Source organism: Rothia sp. BD8, from assembly GCF_044878465.1.
GTDB lineage: Bacteria > Actinomycetota > Actinomycetes > Actinomycetales > Micrococcaceae > Rothia > Rothia kristinae.
On the sequence record NZ_JANJES010000003.1, the window covers coordinates 189206 to 205235 of the forward strand.

Consider the following 16030-nt stretch of genomic DNA (forward strand, 5'->3'; position numbering starts at 1 on the left):
CCCCTTGGAGTGAGCACCCTTGACACGACCGAAGGTCCTACTGATCGAGCCCAATCCGGTCTTCGTCGTCGAGGGGAGACTCTGGGCTCCGCGGAAGTCGCTGGAGAACCAGGACCTCTTCTCCCGCCGTCTGCTCCAGCTCGGGGGTTCCCTGCGCATCGGAGGACTGCTCGTCCGGCCGGCAGCTCCTGAGGAGCTTCCCGTCGGCTATGCAGCCGTCGAGGATTTCCTCAGCGAGCGCAGCGTCATCCCCGAGTCCCTCACCCCTGAACTGGTGCGCAGGGATTCCCCGGATGTCATCTGGATGCTCAGCATCCGCAGGACCTCCTGGCTGACGAAATTGGGCATTCCGACGTATCAGATGACCGAGGTGCCGCTGAGTGTGCGCATGAATCTGGCTCGCGCATCCGGTGGTTCCTGCGCGGATCTCCTGCGCAGCGCGATCGGGTTGCGTCGTGACGAGCTGCTCCTGCGCCGTCGGCTCCGTCGAGCCGCCGGCGTCGAATTCAACGGGGTCGCGGCCCGAGATGCCTACGCGTCGCTGAATCCGCGTCATCTCACGTTCTACGATCACCGGATCTACCAGGCGGATCTGGATGTCCTGAGCGCCTCCACCCAGCCTCCGAATACCTCCCCTCGTCTACCGGACGCTCGGATGAGCATCGCGTTCTCCGGTCGGCTGGAGCCCTTCAAGGGAGCCCAGCTGCTTCCGGAGATCGCCCGTCACCTGCAGGACCTGACTCCCGGGACCGTGCTCCATGTGCTCGGGACGGGGGCGCTGGAACAGAGCATCCGCACGCAGGCCCCGGCGAACCTCGTCATCCATGGGTTCCTCGACATGGATGAGTGGAAGCAGTTCGTCCGGGATTCGGTGGACATCGTCATCTTCCCCCATCTCCAGGGGGATCCCTCCTGCACGTACTTCGAAGCTCTCGGGTGCGGAGCCGCGATCGGCGGATTCGACAATGAGACCCTGACGCCGCTGGTGCGGGAGCACGCGGTGGGATGGACCGCGCCTCGGGGCGACGCTCGAGGATTGGTTGAGCACATCGCCGCCGTCCAGCGGAACCCGCATGACCTGATCACGGCCAGACGGCGGGCTGCCCGTTTCATGGCGAACCGGTCCGTAGAGCAGACGGCGCGGCAGCGGGTGGATCACCTCGTCTCCTGCCTAGCGGCTGTCTCCGCGAGCTGATCTGAGACTTCCGGATCGTCGGCTCATGAGCTTCGGAAACACTCCGGATGAGCGCCGCCTCTCTCTTCTGGTCAGCAGCGCCCCGCCCGGGCGATGCCGATGAAGCCCTCGATGCCCAGCCGCTCTCCCCGCAGGGTCGGGTCGATGCCGGCCGCGGTCAGGATCTCCCCCGCCCGCCCCGCCGAACCGGCCCAGCCGGCCAGGGCCGCGCGCAGGGTCTTGCGACGCTGGGCGAAGGCGGCGTCGATCACCGCGAAGACCTCCCGGCGGGTCACGTCCTCCGCCAGGGGCCGCTCGTAGCGGCGGAAGGCCACCAGGCCGGAGCGGATCTTGGGCGCCGGCCAGAACACGTTGGTGCCGATGACCCCCGCCTTGGAAACCTCACCGAACCAGCGGGCCTTGACCGATGGCACTCCGTAGACCTTGGAGCCGGGAGCGGCGGCCAGCCGGTCGGCCACCTCGTCCTGGACCATGACCAGCCCGTGGGTGATGCTCGGGAACTGGGCGAGCAGGTGCAGCAGCACCGGCACGGCCACGTTGTACGGGAGATTGGCCACCAGCGCATCGGGTTGTGCGGGCAGCTCGGTGACGGTCAGGGCATCATGCAGCACGACGTCGAGCCGATCCGCGCTCTCGGGGCGGAAGCGGCGCACCGTCTCCGGCAGCTGGGCGGCCAGCGGCGGGTCGATCTCCACGGCGACCACGCGCGCCGCGGCATCCAGCAGCCCCAGGGTCAGCGAGCCGAGCCCCGGGCCGACCTCCAGCACGACCTCTCCCGCGTCCACCCGTGCTGTGGTGACGATCCGTCGGATGGTGTTGGCGTCGATGACGAAGTTCTGGCCCAGCGTCTTGGTCGGCTGGATGCCTGCGCGTGCGGCCATTTGGCGGATCTCGGCGGGGCCCAGGAGGGGTGCGGTGCTCACCCGGGGGATTCTACCGAGCCGACGCGCAGAACCGATCATGGATGCCACCGGCGTGAGAGACTGACCCCATGAAGATCGTAGGACTATTCGATCATGGAGGCGTCCGACGCCGGCAGAATCGTGTAGCTGCAGACCGACGGATCGCAGGTCCATACCGCGTGGACCTGCTGATGGAGCACGGAATCGATCTGATACCGGTGCCTCCGGCCAAACACCCGTGGCATTGCAAAGCGCGTGATGTGATCGAGCATCGGACGGGCATACGCGTGGACCTCGCGGTGCGCTCCGCACCGAGGATTCTGGGAGCCGAAGGGGTGTTGGCGCTCTTGGAGGACAAAGCCGTCCTCCCAGGGAAACTGAGACGACTCGGGATTCCTCCCTATCACCGCGTGCCTCTGACAACCGTGAGTTGCTGGTGGGCGGAGGAGCTTCGCCACGGCTCCCCCGAGCGGGTCCGCGCGATCCGCACCGCCCTGCGTGGAATCGATGACGTGATCTGCTTCAGCCGCAACCAGCGCTCGATCTTCGCGGCCGCGGGGATGCCCGAGGACCGAATCCATCCCGTCCGCTTCGGCGTCGACCCGGACTACTACTGCCCTGGAGAAGGGACCAGAGACTTCGACGTCGTCGCCATGGGCATCGACCGCGGCAGAGACTACGAGACGCTGCTGGACGCCGCTCGGCGACTTCCGGATACCCGTTTCGACATCTTCACCCAACCCGGCCGTGTGTTGGACCCGCCGCCGAATGTGACGATTCATGGGCCGGTCTCCATGGAGCAGCATCGAGACAATCTGCGGTCTGCCCGATTGGTCGTGGTTCCCACCCATGCTCTGGCATATCCGACGGGTCAGAGCGTGCTCTTGGAGGCCATGGCCTGTGGAGCGTCGGTAGCGGCCACCGCCACCGCTGCTATGGAGGAGTATCTCCAGGATGGACGCAGCAACCTGGCCCTGCCCGCGGGTGACCCCGTCGGCGTCGCCAAGGTCATCGAACGTGCTCTAGGGGACGAGGCTCAACGCAGGCGCATCGGCCGAGCTGCACGCCATCGGGTTCTGGATTCCTTCACCTTCCAACAGCTGTGGGCCGCCGTCGCGGACATCCTCCGGGAGGCTGCTGTCCGGCCTCGTTTCTGATGTGGGCCCGAAGCTCTCACTCCCAAGAGCCGTACACGGCCTGGGCGTTGTCCCGGATCCGGGTGCACAGCTCCGCCAGGTGCATCCCCAGCCGTTCGGCCATCCACCGCACCGTGTACACGGTCATGTAGGAGGCGTTGGGTCGCCCCCGGAACGGGTGCGGGGTGAGGAAGGGCGCATCGGTCTCGGCGAGGATCAGGTCCGGGCGGGCCATGTCCAGGGAGGCCTGCACCGCGTGGGAGTTCTTGAAGGTCACGGTCCCGGCGAAGGACATGTACCAGCCGCGCTCATTGCAGATCGCCGCCAGCTCCGGACCGCCGGAGTAGCAGTGGAACACGGTCCGCTCCGGAGCCCCCTCCTCCTCGAGGATGCGCACCACGTCCTCGTGGGCGTCCCGGTCGTGGATCTGCAGGGCTAAGCCGTGCTCCTTGGCCAGGCGGATGTGCCGGCGGAAGCTCTCCTGCTGCGCGTCCCGCCCGGACTCGTCCGTGCGGAAGTAGTCCAGCCCCGTCTCCCCGATCGCGCGCACGCGGGGGCGCTGCGCCATCTCGTCCAGCGCCGCCATCGCCGCCTCGAAGGTCCCCTCCGCGATCAGCCCCGGGGCCTCATTCGGGTGGATCGCGACCGCGGCCAGCACTCTCGGATCGGCCTCGGCGGCGGCGACGGCGTAAGCGGAGGAGGGCAGGTCGCAGCCGACCTGCACGATCCCCCCGATGCCCACGGCCTCCCCCGTGTCCAGCGCGTCCTTCGCGGTGACGGCGGTGTCCCCGTCCAGCAGATCCATGTGGGTGTGGTCATCCACGATCGGGACGGGCAGCGGCTCGGGGGCCGGCGGGAACTCCAGGTTGCGCCTGCGCCCGCCGTCTCCCTCGGTGCCGCGGCGGCGGGTGCCCTCTCCCGAGGGCTCCCCGGCGACGTCGTAGTTCTCCGCTCGGTAGGCCGGGGGCACCTCCCCGGGAAGCACCTCCGGGGCGGCATCTCCGGCCCACAGGCTGCCACTGAGCCGCTCGGCCTCCGGCATGAGCGTCGTCCAGTCCGTCATCACGGCTCCTCAGTCCTCCCGTCGCCGCGCCAGCACGGCCTCGTACAGCTCCCTCTTGCCCACCCGGTGCGCCTCGGCCACCTGGGCGGCAGCCTGCTTGAGCCGCAGGCCCTCGGCCACCAGGGCCTCCACCTCCCCGGTGAGGTCCGCGGCCTCCTCCGGCTCCGGTTCCGGGACCCCGGCCACCACGACGGCGATCTCCCCGCGCACCTGGCCCTCCTGGGCCCAGGCCAGCAGCTCGCCCAGCGTCGCCCGCCGGACCTCCTCGTGGACCTTGGTCAGCTCCCGGGCCACCACGGCCCGGCGCTCGGGGCCGAAGGCTCCCGCCAGCGCCTCCAGCATCGCGGCCAGCCGGTGCGGCGCCTCATAGAAGACGAGGGTGCGCCGCTCCCCGGCCAGCTCGGCCAACCGGGTGCGCCGCTCGGAGGCCTTCCGCGGGATGAACCCCTCGAAGGCGAAGCGGTCGGTGGGCAGGCCGGAGACCGCGAGCGCGGCCAGCACCGCGGAGGGTCCGGGCAGGCAGGTCACCGGCAGGTCCTCCGCCGCGGCGCGCTCCACCACCCGGAAGCCGGGGTCGGAGACGGTGGGCATCCCGGCATCGGAGATCAACAGCACGGTGGATCCGCGGCGCACGGCCTCGAGGAGTTCCTCGGCGCGCTGGCCCTCGTTGTGGTCGTGGTTGGTCACGATGCGCCCGCGGGTGCTCACCCCGAGCCCCGCGGTGAGGGTGCGCAGGCGCCGGGTGTCCTCCACCGCGATCACGTCTGCGCTCTCCAGGTGCGCCCGCAGGCGCGGGGAGGCGTCCTCCAGGTTGCCGATGGGCGTGGCGGCCAGGATGAGCAGGCCCTCGGAGTGCGGGGAGCTCACCGGTTCCGAGGGATCCGGGGTCTCCGGGGACTGGGCGGGGGTGCTGGGCGGACGGGTCACCGTCCCAGCCTAGCCATCCGCGGCGGCCCCGCGCGTCGCGGCGTCGTCGTCGCGGGCCGCGCGGGTGGCGGCCAGGCGCCGTTCCAGGACGACGGCGGCGGCGACCACGAGGAACCCGAGCACGCCCACCAGCAGAGCGGCTCCGGCGGCCTCCCCGACCGGCTGCAGCGCCCCGGTCTCGGACTGCCAGGGCCACAGCCCGCGCAGCCCGCCGATCATGACCCCGGTCAGCACGGCCAGCGTGACCCGATGCCGGTGGGCCAGCAGCCACTCCAGACCCTTGACCACGGTGGCCAGCCCCAGCAGGGCCCCGAGGGCGAACAGCGTCAGATACCCCAGGTCCCGCTGGTTCACCGCAGCCAGGGTCGGCTGGTACATCCCGAAGGTCAGCAGCAGGAAGGACCCGGACAGGCCGGGCAGCACGAGGGCGCAGATCGCCACGGCCGCGGCCAGCACGATCACCCAGGGGGCGGGATCGGCCTCGCCCTGGCGCGGCAGGGACACCACGGCCCAGGTGGCCACGGCCCCGGCCGCCGCGGCCAGGACGTCTCGGGCCCGCCAGCGGCCCACCCGGGCGGCGGGCACCGCGGTGCAGGCCAGGACCATGCCGAAGAACGCCGCGGAGGTCAGCACCGGGTGGTCCTCCACCAGCCGGCCCATGACCCCGGCCATCACGACGACGGCCAGCGCCATCCCCAGGCCCACGGCCAGCAGCATCGGCCAGGCCACCTGACGCAGGTGAACGCGCGCCTGCCGGCGGTGCTCGACGGCGCCGGCCCCGCGGGACAGCAGACCGAGCAGCGCGCAGCGGGCGGCGGAGACGAGGTGCCCGAGGGAGCCGATGAGGCTCTCGTAGAGTCCGACGACCAGCGCCACGGTTCCCCCGGAGACGCCGGGGACGGTCTCCACGGCGCCGATCAGCCCGCCGCGCACCACATCCAGCAGCAGCCGAGCCGGCGTCGGGCGACCCGCGGACCGGGGAGACCGCCGTTCGGGGTCCTCGGGCCCGGTGGGCTGGAGGGTCTGTGCCTGGGTCGCCGGGGCTCCGACCGTCGGCGTCTGGGGGCGGGTCTGCGGGGAGTCGGCGGGGCGGGGGGTCTGGGAGCGATGAGTCATGGCGGGGTGCGTCATGGCCTTCTGTGCGGGCGCCGTCCGGCACCCCGGGGCCATGCGGCGCGCGGACACGGGAAGCGGACGGTGCGGGCGGGGCGGCGGCACCGGCTAGAGTGGATGGACCGCCGCGGGGTCGTCCCCGCATTCTTCCAGGTTCCGGGCTCCCGGGGTACGTGACGCTCTTCTCCTCCGGCATCGCGCCGGCCTCCGCCCCCACCTCGGGCCGGATACCCGCGTCCCGTCTTCCGCTTCCCGTGAGGATCTCCGTGCTCTTCCGCCTCCTGAGGACCCACGCCGCCCCGCACTGGCGGGTCATCCTGGCCGTGCTCCTGCTGCAGCTGGTGGCGGTGCTGGCCACCCTGTACCTGCCCAGCCTCAACGCCCAGATCATCGACCGCGGCGTCGCCACCGGGGACACCGCCTACATCTGGCGCACCGGCGGGTGGATGCTGCTGGTGGCCTTCGCCCAGATCATCGCGGCGATCACCGCCGTCTACTTCGCCGCGCGCACCGCGATGGGGCTGGGCCGGGACCTGCGCGCCGCGGTCTATGAGGCCGTGGACGGCTTCGGCGCGGAGGAGGTCGCCTCCTTCGGCGCCCCGACCCTGATCACCCGCGGCACCAACGACGTCCAGCAGATCCAGATGCTGTTCCTGCTGATGCTCAGCTTCATGGTCAATCTGCCGCTGATGGTGGTGGGCGGCATCATCATGGCGGTGCGGGAGGATGCGGGCCTGTCCTGGCTGGTCTGGGCCTCCGCCCCCGTGGTGGTCATCATCATGGCCCTGCTGATCCGGCAGCTGATCCCGCTGTTCACCGTGATGCAGGAGCGCACCGACGACGTCAACGCGGTGCTGCGCGAGCAGATCATGGGCCTGCGGGTCATCCGGGCCTTCGTGCGCGAGGAGCACGAGACCCGCCGCTTCGCCGCGGCCAACGACGCGCTGACCGACGTCGCGGTGCGCATCGGGCGCATCTTCGTGCTCATGGGACCGATCCTGATCGTGCTGATGCACGCCGCGGAGGCCGCGGTGCTGTGGTTCGGCGGGCACCGGGCCGAAGCCGGGCAGGTGGAGGTCGGTTCGCTGACCGCGTTCCTGCAGTACCTGATGCAGATCCTCATGGCCGTGATGATGGCCTCCTTCATGGCGATGATGTTCCCCCGGGCCATCATCTGCGCCCGGCGCATCGGGCAGGTGCTGGACACCGTGCCGCGGGTGCGCGACGCCGAGGCCACCCGCGGGCCAGAGCAGCGCCGCGGCGTCGTGGAGTTCCGGGACGTCTCCTTCGCCTACCCCGGGGCCGAGGCCCCCGTGCTGGAAGGCATCAGCTTCCGCGCTCAGCCGGGCACGACGACGGCGATCATCGGCGCCACCGGGGCCGGCAAGACCACCCTGCTGCACCTGATCCCGCGGCTGCACGACGCGACCGAAGGCCAGGTGCTGCTGGACGGGGTGGACGTGCGCGAGCTGCCGGCCGAGCAGATCACCTCCCGGGTGGGCCTGGTCCCGCAGAAGCCGTACCTGTTCTCCGGGACGGTGGCCTCGACCCTGCGCTTCGGGGACCCGCAGGCCTCCGAGCAGCGGCTGTGGGAAGCCCTGGAGACCGCGCAGGCCGCGGACTTCGTGCGGGAGCGGTCCACCGGGTCCGGCGAGGAGGCGGCCACCGGGCTGGATTCGGCGATCGCGCAGGGCGGCACGGACGTCTCCGGCGGGCAGCGCCAGCGCCTGAGCATCGCTCGGGCCCTGGTCGCGGACCCCGCGGTGTACCTGTTCGACGACTCCTTCTCCGCCCTGGATGTGGCCACGGACCGCCGGCTGCGCGCGGCCCTGGCCCCGCGCACCCGTCAGTCCAGCGTGATCGTGGTGGCCCAGCGCGTGTCCACCATCACCGAGGCGGACCAGATCCTGGTGCTGGAGGCCGGCCGCATCGTGGCCCGCGGCACCCACACCGAGCTGCTCGAGACCTCCCCCACCTACCGGGAGATCGTGCAGTCCCAGCTCTCCGCCGAGGAGGCCGCATGAGCGAGATGCCCCCCGCCCCGCGCACCGCCCGCGCCTTCTGGCCCACCGCGGGCCGGCTGCTGCGCGAGCTGACCCGCTGGCCCGGACGCCTGGCCCTGATGACGGCCCTGCTGGTGTCCTCGGTGCTGCTGACCGTGTTCGCCCCGCGGGTGCTGGGACATGCCACGGACCTGATCTACGCCGGCGTCGTCGGCCTGCAGTCCCCCGCCGGGGCGGACGCCGAGCAGGTGATCGCCGGGCTGCGGGAGCAGGGCCGGGACCAGATGGCGGACATGCTCACCGCGGTGGACTTCACCCCCGGACAGGGCATCGACTTCCCGGCCCTGGGCGCGACCCTGCTGCTGGTGCTGGGGATCTACGTGCTGGCCGGGGTGTTCCTGTGGCTGGAGGGGCGGATCCTCAACGACCTGGTGATGCGCGTGGTGCGGGACGTGCGCCGCCGGGTGGAGGCCAAGCTGCACGCCCTGCCGCTGGGCTACGCGGACACCCACCAGCGCGGAGACCTGCTCTCCCGCACCACCAACGACCTGGACAACATCCAGCAGGCCCTGCAGCAGGCGCTGGCGGAGCTGGTGCAGGCGATCCTCACGGTGCTGGGCGTGGCCGTGATGATGTTCGTGCTGTCCTGGCAGCTGGCCCTGGTGGCGCTGATCGCGGTGCCGATCTCCGGGGTGGTGGTGGCCTTCGTCGGGCGCCGCTCCCAGAAGCTGTTCGCCGCGCAGTGGAAGGCCACCGGGGAGCTGAACGGGCACATCGAGGAGGCCTTCACCGGCCACGAGCTGATCCGCGTCTACGGCCGCGGGCAGGACATGGGCCGAGCCTTCCGGGAGCGCAACGACGCCGTGTTCCAGGCCAGCTTCCGCGCCCAGTTCCTCTCCGGGACGATGATGCCGATCATGCAGTTCGTCTCCTACCTGGGCTACGTGGGCATCGCGGTGCTGGGCGGGCTGAAGGTGGCCAGCGGCCAGCTGTCCCTGGGCGGGGCGACGGCGTTCATCCAGTACTCTCGCGAGTTCACCCAGCCGCTGGGCCAGATCGCCGGCATGGCGAACATGCTGCAGTCCGGGGTGGCCAGCGCGGAGCGGGTCTACGACCTGCTGGACGAGCCGGAGCAGTCCCCGGACTCCCCCGCCGCGGTGGCCGCCGACGCCGCCCGGGAAGGGCAGCGAGCCCGCGGGCGCATCGAGTTCTCCCACGTGGACTTCTCCTACACCGCCCAGCGCCCGCTGATCCGGGATCTGTCCCTGGTGGCCGAACCGGGTCAGACGGTCGCGATCGTGGGGCCGACCGGGGCGGGCAAGACCACCCTGGTCAACCTGATCCTGCGCTTCTACGAGATCGACGCCGGGGAGATCACCCTGGACGGGCAGGACATCCGGGAGATGACCCGGGACCGGCTGCGCCGAGCCACCGGCATGGTGCTGCAGGACGCGGTGCTGTTCCGCGGCACCATCCGGGAGAACATCCGCTACGGCCGACTGGAGGCCACGGATGAGGAGGTGCTGGCCGCGGCCCGGGCCACCTACGTCGACCGCTTCGTGCGCTCCCTGCCGGAGGGCTACGACACGGTGGTGGATCAGGACGGCGGCTCGGTCTCGGCCGGGGAGCGGCAGCTGATCACGATCGCCCGGGCTTTCCTGGCGGACCCGGCGGTGCTGATCCTGGACGAGGCCACCTCCTCCGTGGACACCCGCACGGAGGTGCTGGTCCAGCAGGCGATGGCCGCGCTGCGGGCATCCCGCACGTCCTTCGTCATCGCCCACCGGCTGTCCACGATCCGCGATGCGGACACGATCCTGGTCATGGAGCACGGCAGCATCGTGGAGCAGGGCAGCCACGACGAGCTGATCCACCGGGACGGGGCCTACCGGGCGCTGTACCGGGCGCAGTTCGCAGGCGACGGCGGGCAGGGCTGAACTAGCATGGGGCGGGTGAGCAGCCACTCCCCCCGCCCCGTGCCCTCCGCGGCCCCAGGCCCGCGCTTCCCCACCGGGGCCTTCACCCGCGACGCCCTGCTGGATCGCCTGCGGGCCCTGCCCGTGCCGCTGCCCCGCTGGGGCTGGGTCTTCCCCGCCCTCGTGCTGGTCCTGGCGGCCGCGCTGCGCTTCGTGGGGCTCACCCACCCCAACGCCGTCGTGTTCGACGAGACCTACTACGCCAAGGACGCCTGGTCCCTGTGGCACTACGGCTACGAGCGGTCCTGGCCGGACGGGGCGGATGCGAGCTTCGTCGCCGGGCATCCCGTGAGCCCGGAGGATCAGGGCTCCTACGTGGTGCACCCGCCGCTGGGCAAGTGGATGATCGCCCTGGGCTACGTGCTGTTCGGGGACTCCTCGCCCCTGGGCTGGCGCTTCTCCGCGGCGCTGTTCGGCACCCTGTCCGTGGCGGTGCTGATGTGGGTGGCGTGGATGATGTTCCGTTCCTTGACGCTGACCGGCATCGCCGGGCTGCTGATCGGCATCGACGGGCTGCACCTGGTGGAGTCCCGCCTGGCCCTGCTGGACATCTTCCTCATGTTCTGGCTGCTGCTGGCCTTCGCCTGCCTCGTCGCGGACCGCTTCTCCGCTCGGCACCGCCTGGCCGTCCTGCTGGCCGCGCAGGCCGGGCCCGGGGGCGCCCCGCCCTCGGCCGCAGCGTTGCGCTACGGACCCTGGCTGGGGATCCGGTGGTGGCGGATCGCGGCCGGGGTGTGCTGCGGCGCGGCCCTCGGGGTCAAGTGGAACGCCCTGTTCTTCATCGCGATCTTCGGGATCCTCACGGTCCTGTGGGACATCGGCGCCCGCCGGGCCGCCGGGATCCGCGGCTGGTTCACCGGCGCCCTGCTCAAGGACGCCGGTCCGGCCTTCGTCTCGATCGTCGGGATCGGCCTGGTGACGTATCTGGCCACCTGGATCGGCTGGTTCCGCTCCGACGGCGCGTACGACCGGCACTGGGCCGAGCAGCACCCCGGCGAGGGCATCGGGTGGCTGCCCGCGAGCCTGCGCAGCCTCTGGGAGTACCACCGCTCCGCCTACGCCTTCCACACCGGCCTGGATTCCCCGCACACCTACGCCTCCCCCGCCTGGCAGTGGCTGATCCTGGGGCGGCCCACCTCCTACTACTACGAGGCCGAGCACGCCGCGGCCTGCGGGGCGCAGAAGTGCTCCGAGGCGATCCTCAACGTCGGCAACCCGCTGATCTGGTGGACGGGCGCGGCCGCCCTGGTGCTGTTGATCCTGTGGTGGATCCTGCGACGAGACTGGCGTGTCGGGGCCATCCTGCTGGTGGTGGCCGTCGGCTGGCTGCCGTGGTTCGCCTACCCCCACCGCACGATGTTCTACTTCTACGCCCTGTCCTTCCTGCCGTGGCTGATCCTCGGACTCACCGCGGTGCTGGGCCTGGCCCTGGGCCGTCCCGGGGACTCGGTGCGCCGACGCCGGTACGGCCTGGGGGTGGTCGGGCTGTTCGTGGTCGCGGCCCTGCTGATCAGCGCCCACTTCTGGCCCATCTGGACCGGCCAGTCCATCCCCTACGAGGACTGGTACGCGCACATGTGGTTCACGGGCTGGATCTGATGCGCACCCCGTCGAGCACCCCCGGTCCCGCCCCCGCCCCGGGCCAGGACGCCGCCGGATCGCGGCTGAGCGGGCGCGCCGCGCACGCTCGCAGCGCGCCCTTCGCGTTGCTGTTCGTCTGCCAGGGCAACGTCGCCCGCTCCCCCGCCGCCCAGCTGCTGGCGGCCGGCCGCCTCGCCGCGGCGTCGGCCGCGGGGGCCGGGATCGAGACGGCCTCGGCCGGAACCGGCGCCCTCGTGGGTGCGGGCATCGCCCCGGAGATCGGGACCGAGCTGGCCGAGCGCGGGGTGGACGCCTCCGGGCACCGCGCCCAGCAGCTGGGGGCCGGGCTGCTGCGTGCGGCGGATCTGGTGCTGGTCATGGAGGCCGAGCACCGACGCTGGATCCTGGAGGAATGGCCGGGGGCGGTGCGCTCCGTCTTCCTGCTGGGCACCGCCGCCCGCGTGCTGGGAGCGCAGCGCTCGTCACCGGCGACGCTGGTCGACGCCGGAACGCTGCCGCCGCACGGGGCCGGGGACCCGACGACCGGTCTGCCCGGGGAGCCTGCGAGCCCCGCGGATCCGCTGGCGCTGCTGCGCGCCCCCGGGGTGCGCGTGCTGCCCGAGGACGGCATCGCGGACCCGTACCGCCGGGGCCGGGAGGCCGCCCGCCGGGCGGTGGCGCGGATCGATCAGTGCCTGGAGCTGGTGCTTCCCGCGCTGGTGTCGCGGCCGCGATCCGAGCGGGGCTGAGCGCCCGCCGCGTCGTCCCGGGTGGTCCCGTCCGAGCCGCCGCGGACGGCCTGCCGGCGGGTGCCTGCCTGGCGGTTCGCCTCCTGGCGGGCGTGGGCCCGGGCCAGGTCCCGCTGCCGACGGTGGGCCAGGGGCCAGGTGGCCACCAGCAGCACGGAGACGGCCAGCACGGTGATCAGCGCGATGAGCACGGCCGAGTCCACCCAGAACTGATCCGGGTACAGCCGGATCAGGGTGTCCGAGGGGTAGAAGGCCCAGTTCCCCTCGGGGAAGAAGATCTCGTGGAAGCCGGTGAAGAACCGCTCCCACCCCAGCAGGGACAGCCCCAGCAGCCCCAGGATCAGCAGGATCGTCAGCCAGGCCCCGGCGAACAGGGCGCGGCGCAGGGCCCCCGGGGCGCCGTCGCCCAGGCGTCGGGCGCACAGCACGGCCAGCACCAGCCAGCAGCCCACCAGCAGCAGGGACCACAGCATCACGTGCTTCACGTCCGTCATGTGCCCCACCTCCGGGGCGGTGAAGGCGTGCCGGCCATCCGGCAGCATCACGTCCCCCAGGAAGCGAGCGGGGGCGAAGTTGAGGATGTAGTCCAGGCCGTGGGAGCCGTAGACCATGCGGTCCTCGGTGGAGAAGCCGTAGGCATCCGCCGGGAAGCCGGGGCGGTGGTACTCGAACCACAGGAACGCCGGGGTGGCCACGGCCCGGATCGCGGCCATGAGGATCACCAGCGGCACGGCCACCGCGATCACGGCCTGACGCAGGCGCAGGGCCCGGGGGCGGGTGCGGACCGGCCGAGCCGCAGGCTCCTGCCGGGCGGCGGGCTCCCGTTGGGTGGTGGACTCCCGTCCGCCCGCAGATTCCCGCCGAGGCCCGGGTTCCTGCCGAGGTCCGGGCTCCTGCCGGGGCGCGGACGCGGCGGTGGAGCCGCCGCGGGTCCCGGCGTCGACGGCCGGGGCCAGGGCGTCCCACTCCTGGGTTGCGGAGGACCAGGGAGCTCCCTGTTCCTCGGGATTGCTGCGCGGGCTCACTCGGCGGCCTCCTCGGGTGCGACGGAAGCGTTCCTGTTCGGGGCCCGCCCTCCCCGCCGTCACACCGGAGACGGGCGGGCCCTGGCGGGTCTCCTACCAGTTCCCCTTCCAGGAGGCGTCCTGGTAGTGCTCGAAGGGGATGTTCCAGTCCCCGTAGCCGTTGTCCGGGTCGGCCTCACCGTAGCCGGTGTTCACGGTCTCCACCACATCGCCCACGCGGAAGGTGTTGAAGAAGTACTCGGCGCCGTCGGGCAGCAGGCCGATGCAGCCGTGGGAGATGTTGGTGTTGCCCACGTAGGGGTACCCGGAGGGCTCCGCCTGGTGCACGAAGGCCCCGGAGGAGGTCAGCCGGCAGGCGTTGCTCGCGTAGAACGGCTCGTACCAGTGGGAGTCCCCCGGCTTCAGGCCCAGGGTGCGGGAGTCGAAGAAGTAGCTCTTGGCCTTCTCCATGACCACCAGCTGCCCGGTGACCGAGGGCCACTGCGGATCCCCCAGAGTCACGGGGAACTCCTTGGTGAGCTTGTCCGACTCGTAGATCTTGATGGTCTTGGTGTTGTTGTCCACGTAGGCGTAATTCTTCGGCCCGGTCTTGAAGCTGCGCTCGTAGTTCTGGTTCATGATCATGCCGTTGCCGATGTCCGTGCCGAGCAGCTTGATGCTGACGTTCACCTGGGAGTTCGGCGCCCACTTGTCCTTGGGGCGGTAGCGGACCATCTGGTCGCTGTACCAGCGGAACTTCCCCTCCTGGTCCCCAGCCCCGGTCACGGTCACGGCCTTCTCCACCGCGGCCTTGTCGGTCACCGGCTCGGAGAAGTTCAGCTGGATGACCTGCCCGGTGCCGTAGGTGCCGCCGTCCTCGAAGTCGAAGCTCAGATCCGCCTCGTTGGCCGCGGAGGTCGTGGCGAAGCCGGTGGAGCCGCGGTGCTCGACGTCGTCATCGTTGACGATCGTGTACTGCACCCGGTAGTCCTTGGCGAACTCCAGAGGACCCTTGGCGGTCCAGGTCCGGCCATCCTCGGAGATCGTGCCCTCCACCGCCTTGCCGCCGGTGACCTCGACCGCCTTGACCCGCCCGGCATCGGTGACCACGGTGACCGGGGCGGTCGGGTTGTACTCGCTGGCCCCATCCTGCGGGGTCACGGTGACCTTCGGGGTGAAGGTGGGGGTGGGGGTCGCCGAGGCGGAGGCGGCGCCGGAAGCCGAGTCCTCGCCTCCGTCCTGCCCGCAGGCGGTCAGTACGACGGCGCCGAACAGCCCCAAGGCGCCGGCGCCCACCAGCCGACGGCGGGTCAGGGGGCCCACCGGGTCCCCGGCGGAGGCGTCATCACGGGAGGCGCGGAAGGGGAAGCGGGGAGTCAAGACCAGGGGTCTCCTTTCGGGACGGAAGGGGGAGGTGTCGAAGCGTCGAGGAGAGATGAGGAGAGGACCGGCCCGTCCGCGGCCCGGTCAGCGGCGCGTGGGCAGCCCGCGCAGGCGCGTGCGCGTGTCACCGGCTTCGGGAGACTGCGCTTCCGAGGACGGCTGTGACGGCTCGGAGGCGGTGTCCGCCTCCGGGTCACCGGGCGCGGCGGCGTCCTGGCCGACCCGCACGACCTCCCAGCCGCGCGGGGCCGTGAGCCGATCCGCGTGGAAGGCGCACAGATCGTAGGCGTGCGGCTCGACCCGCGGCGCCAGCGGACCGATGACGGCCGTGGAGTCCGCGTACGCGTAGGTCAGGGTCCAGTCGGCCTCGCGCCGGCACATGGTGCGCGAGCACAGTCTCTTGTTCTCTGCCATTCTCCACAGGCTACTCCACCGGACCGCGAGCTCCCCGTGCCGGGGGACAGGGGGCTCAGCGGGACTGGCGGCGCAGCCGGCGCCGCTCCCGCTCGGACATCCCGCCCCAGATGCCGAAGCGCTCGTCCTTGGCCAGCGCGTAGTCCAGGCAGGCGGTGCTCACGGGGCATTCGGAGCACACGCGCTTGGCGTCCCGGGTGGAGCCGCCCTTCTCCGGGAAGAACGCCTCCGGATCCGTCTGGGCGCACAGGGCCTCGGCCTGCCAGGCCAGCTCCCCCTCATCCTCGTCGGTGCCGTAGGCTCCGGCGGCGGCCTGCCACAGCCGCAGCACCTCGGGGTCCGAGGAGAACAGGTCCACCCCCTCCTCAGAGACGGAGCGGGGCAGGGTCGGGGTGGTCTCGTGAGAGGGCTGAGCAGGGCCCATGCTGGTCCTTTCCTGCACCGATCACGGCCGCCGCCGCGTCCCGGGAAGACCGGGCGGGGTGGTCGCGGACGGAAGGTGCCGGCCGGTGCCGAATTCGGCGTGATTCACGATAATTACAGCCGTGTCATCCGGTGCCCGTCAAACCGATGACGCGCGGTCC

The 16030-nt window shown here is 71.5% G+C and carries 13 protein-coding genes and 1 pseudogene; 6 read left to right on the top strand and 8 right to left on the bottom strand.

Annotated features, from left to right (window positions below):
* Positions 1 to 19 precede the first annotated feature (19 nt).
* Positions 20 to 1195, top strand: coding sequence for a glycosyltransferase (locus tag NQ707_RS03845; protein ID WP_055684330.1), 1176 nt, complete (start codon positions 20 to 22; stop codon positions 1193 to 1195).
* Positions 1196 to 1266: 71 nt separating this feature from the next.
* On the opposite strand, the gene rsmA is transcribed toward NQ707_RS03845, so the two are convergent.
* Positions 1267 to 2118 carry a 16S rRNA (adenine(1518)-N(6)/adenine(1519)-N(6))-dimethyltransferase RsmA gene (gene rsmA, locus NQ707_RS03850; RefSeq protein WP_055684329.1) on the bottom strand — a complete coding sequence of 284 codons (852 nt, stop codon included), beginning with the start codon at positions 2116 to 2118 and terminating at the stop codon, positions 1267 to 1269.
* Positions 2119 to 2276: 158 nt separating this feature from the next.
* Here rsmA and NQ707_RS03855 point away from each other — a divergent pair, with 158 nt between their 5' ends.
* On the top strand, positions 2277 to 3254 hold the full coding sequence (locus NQ707_RS03855; protein ID WP_404434876.1) for a glycosyltransferase family 4 protein: 978 nt from the start codon (positions 2277 to 2279) through the stop codon (positions 3252 to 3254).
* Between the two features lie 16 nt (positions 3255 to 3270).
* Here NQ707_RS03855 and NQ707_RS03860 read toward each other — a convergent pair whose 3' ends face one another.
* From NQ707_RS03860 to NQ707_RS03870, 3 genes are read right to left on the bottom strand one after another with little or no spacing between them, the layout of a single operon-like run.
* A complete protein-coding gene (locus NQ707_RS03860; RefSeq protein ID WP_196826259.1) occupies positions 3271 to 4275 on the bottom strand; it encodes a TatD family hydrolase in 1005 nt (334 codons plus the stop codon).
* A gap of 30 nt (positions 4276 to 4305) precedes the next feature.
* Positions 4306 to 5223, bottom strand: coding sequence for a 16S rRNA (cytidine(1402)-2'-O)-methyltransferase (gene rsmI / locus NQ707_RS03865; protein ID WP_397548301.1), 918 nt, complete (start codon positions 5221 to 5223; stop codon positions 4306 to 4308).
* Positions 5224 to 5232: 9 nt separating this feature from the next.
* Positions 5233 to 6354, bottom strand: a complete 1122-nt coding sequence (locus NQ707_RS03870; protein WP_224799928.1) for a DUF368 domain-containing protein — start codon at positions 6352 to 6354, stop codon at positions 5233 to 5235.
* 248 nt (positions 6355 to 6602) lie between these two features.
* Between NQ707_RS03870 and NQ707_RS03875 the strand changes: the two genes are divergently transcribed.
* Genes NQ707_RS03875 through NQ707_RS03890 form a run of 4 tightly spaced genes read left to right on the top strand, consistent with a single transcriptional unit; the run spans position 6603 to position 12645 of the window.
* Positions 6603 to 8360, top strand: a complete 1758-nt coding sequence (locus tag NQ707_RS03875) for an ABC transporter ATP-binding protein (RefSeq protein WP_404434879.1) — start codon at positions 6603 to 6605, stop codon at positions 8358 to 8360.
* A complete protein-coding gene (locus tag NQ707_RS03880; protein ID WP_404434881.1) occupies positions 8357 to 10276 on the top strand; it encodes an ABC transporter ATP-binding protein in 1920 nt (639 codons plus the stop codon). Before NQ707_RS03875 ends, NQ707_RS03880 begins: the two co-directional genes overlap by 4 nt.
* A 6-nt stretch (positions 10277 to 10282) precedes the next feature.
* The gene (locus tag NQ707_RS03885) at positions 10283 to 11914 is read left to right on the top strand and encodes a dolichyl-phosphate-mannose--protein mannosyltransferase (RefSeq protein WP_058731418.1); all 1632 of its coding nucleotides are present in this window, start codon (positions 10283 to 10285) and stop codon (positions 11912 to 11914) included.
* Positions 11914 to 12645: a hypothetical protein gene (locus tag NQ707_RS03890; RefSeq protein WP_129357842.1), complete on the top strand. Its 732-nt coding sequence runs from the start codon at positions 11914 to 11916 to the stop codon at positions 12643 to 12645. Before NQ707_RS03885 ends, NQ707_RS03890 begins: the two co-directional genes overlap by 1 nt.
* Here the strand turns inward: NQ707_RS03890 and NQ707_RS03895 are convergent.
* The 4 genes and pseudogenes from NQ707_RS03895 to NQ707_RS03910 all read right to left on the bottom strand — a co-directional run.
* Positions 12585 to 13670 carry a DUF1461 domain-containing protein gene (locus NQ707_RS03895; RefSeq protein WP_064724919.1) on the bottom strand — a complete coding sequence of 362 codons (1086 nt, stop codon included), beginning with the start codon at positions 13668 to 13670 and terminating at the stop codon, positions 12585 to 12587. The genes NQ707_RS03890 and NQ707_RS03895 overlap by 61 nt on opposite strands.
* Before the next feature lie 93 nt (positions 13671 to 13763).
* The gene (locus NQ707_RS03900) at positions 13764 to 15029 is read right to left on the bottom strand and encodes an Ig-like domain-containing protein (RefSeq protein ID WP_058731416.1); all 1266 of its coding nucleotides are present in this window, start codon (positions 15027 to 15029) and stop codon (positions 13764 to 13766) included.
* An 87-nt stretch (positions 15030 to 15116) separates the two neighbouring features.
* Positions 15117 to 15446 (bottom strand): DUF3499 family protein, encoded by a 330-nt coding sequence (locus NQ707_RS03905; protein WP_058731415.1) that lies wholly within the window; start codon positions 15444 to 15446, stop codon positions 15117 to 15119.
* 55 nt (positions 15447 to 15501) lie between these two features.
* Positions 15502 to 15768 (bottom strand): annotated as a pseudogene (locus NQ707_RS03910) (WhiB family transcriptional regulator); the annotation flags it as partial.
* Positions 15769 to 16030 lie beyond the last annotated feature (262 nt).

What these genes read in the sequence shown, in the direction of transcription:
- NQ707_RS03860 (WP_196826259.1), bottom strand. Translation starts at nt 4,275, where the DNA reads ATGCCGGAGGCCGAGCGGCTCAGTGGCAGCCTGTGGGCCGGAGATGCC.
- NQ707_RS03870 (WP_224799928.1), bottom strand. Translation starts at nt 6,354, where the DNA reads ATGACGCACCCCGCCATGACTCATCGCTCCCAGACCCCCCGCCCCGCC.
- NQ707_RS03880 (WP_404434881.1), top strand. Translation starts at nt 8,357, where the DNA reads ATGAGCGAGATGCCCCCCGCCCCGCGCACCGCCCGCGCCTTCTGGCCC.
- NQ707_RS03885 (WP_058731418.1), top strand. Translation starts at nt 10,283, where the DNA reads ATGGGGCGGGTGAGCAGCCACTCCCCCCGCCCCGTGCCCTCCGCGGCC.
- NQ707_RS03890 (WP_129357842.1), top strand. Translation starts at nt 11,914, where the DNA reads ATGCGCACCCCGTCGAGCACCCCCGGTCCCGCCCCCGCCCCGGGCCAG.
- NQ707_RS03905 (WP_058731415.1), bottom strand. Translation starts at nt 15,446, where the DNA reads ATGGCAGAGAACAAGAGACTGTGCTCGCGCACCATGTGCCGGCGCGAG.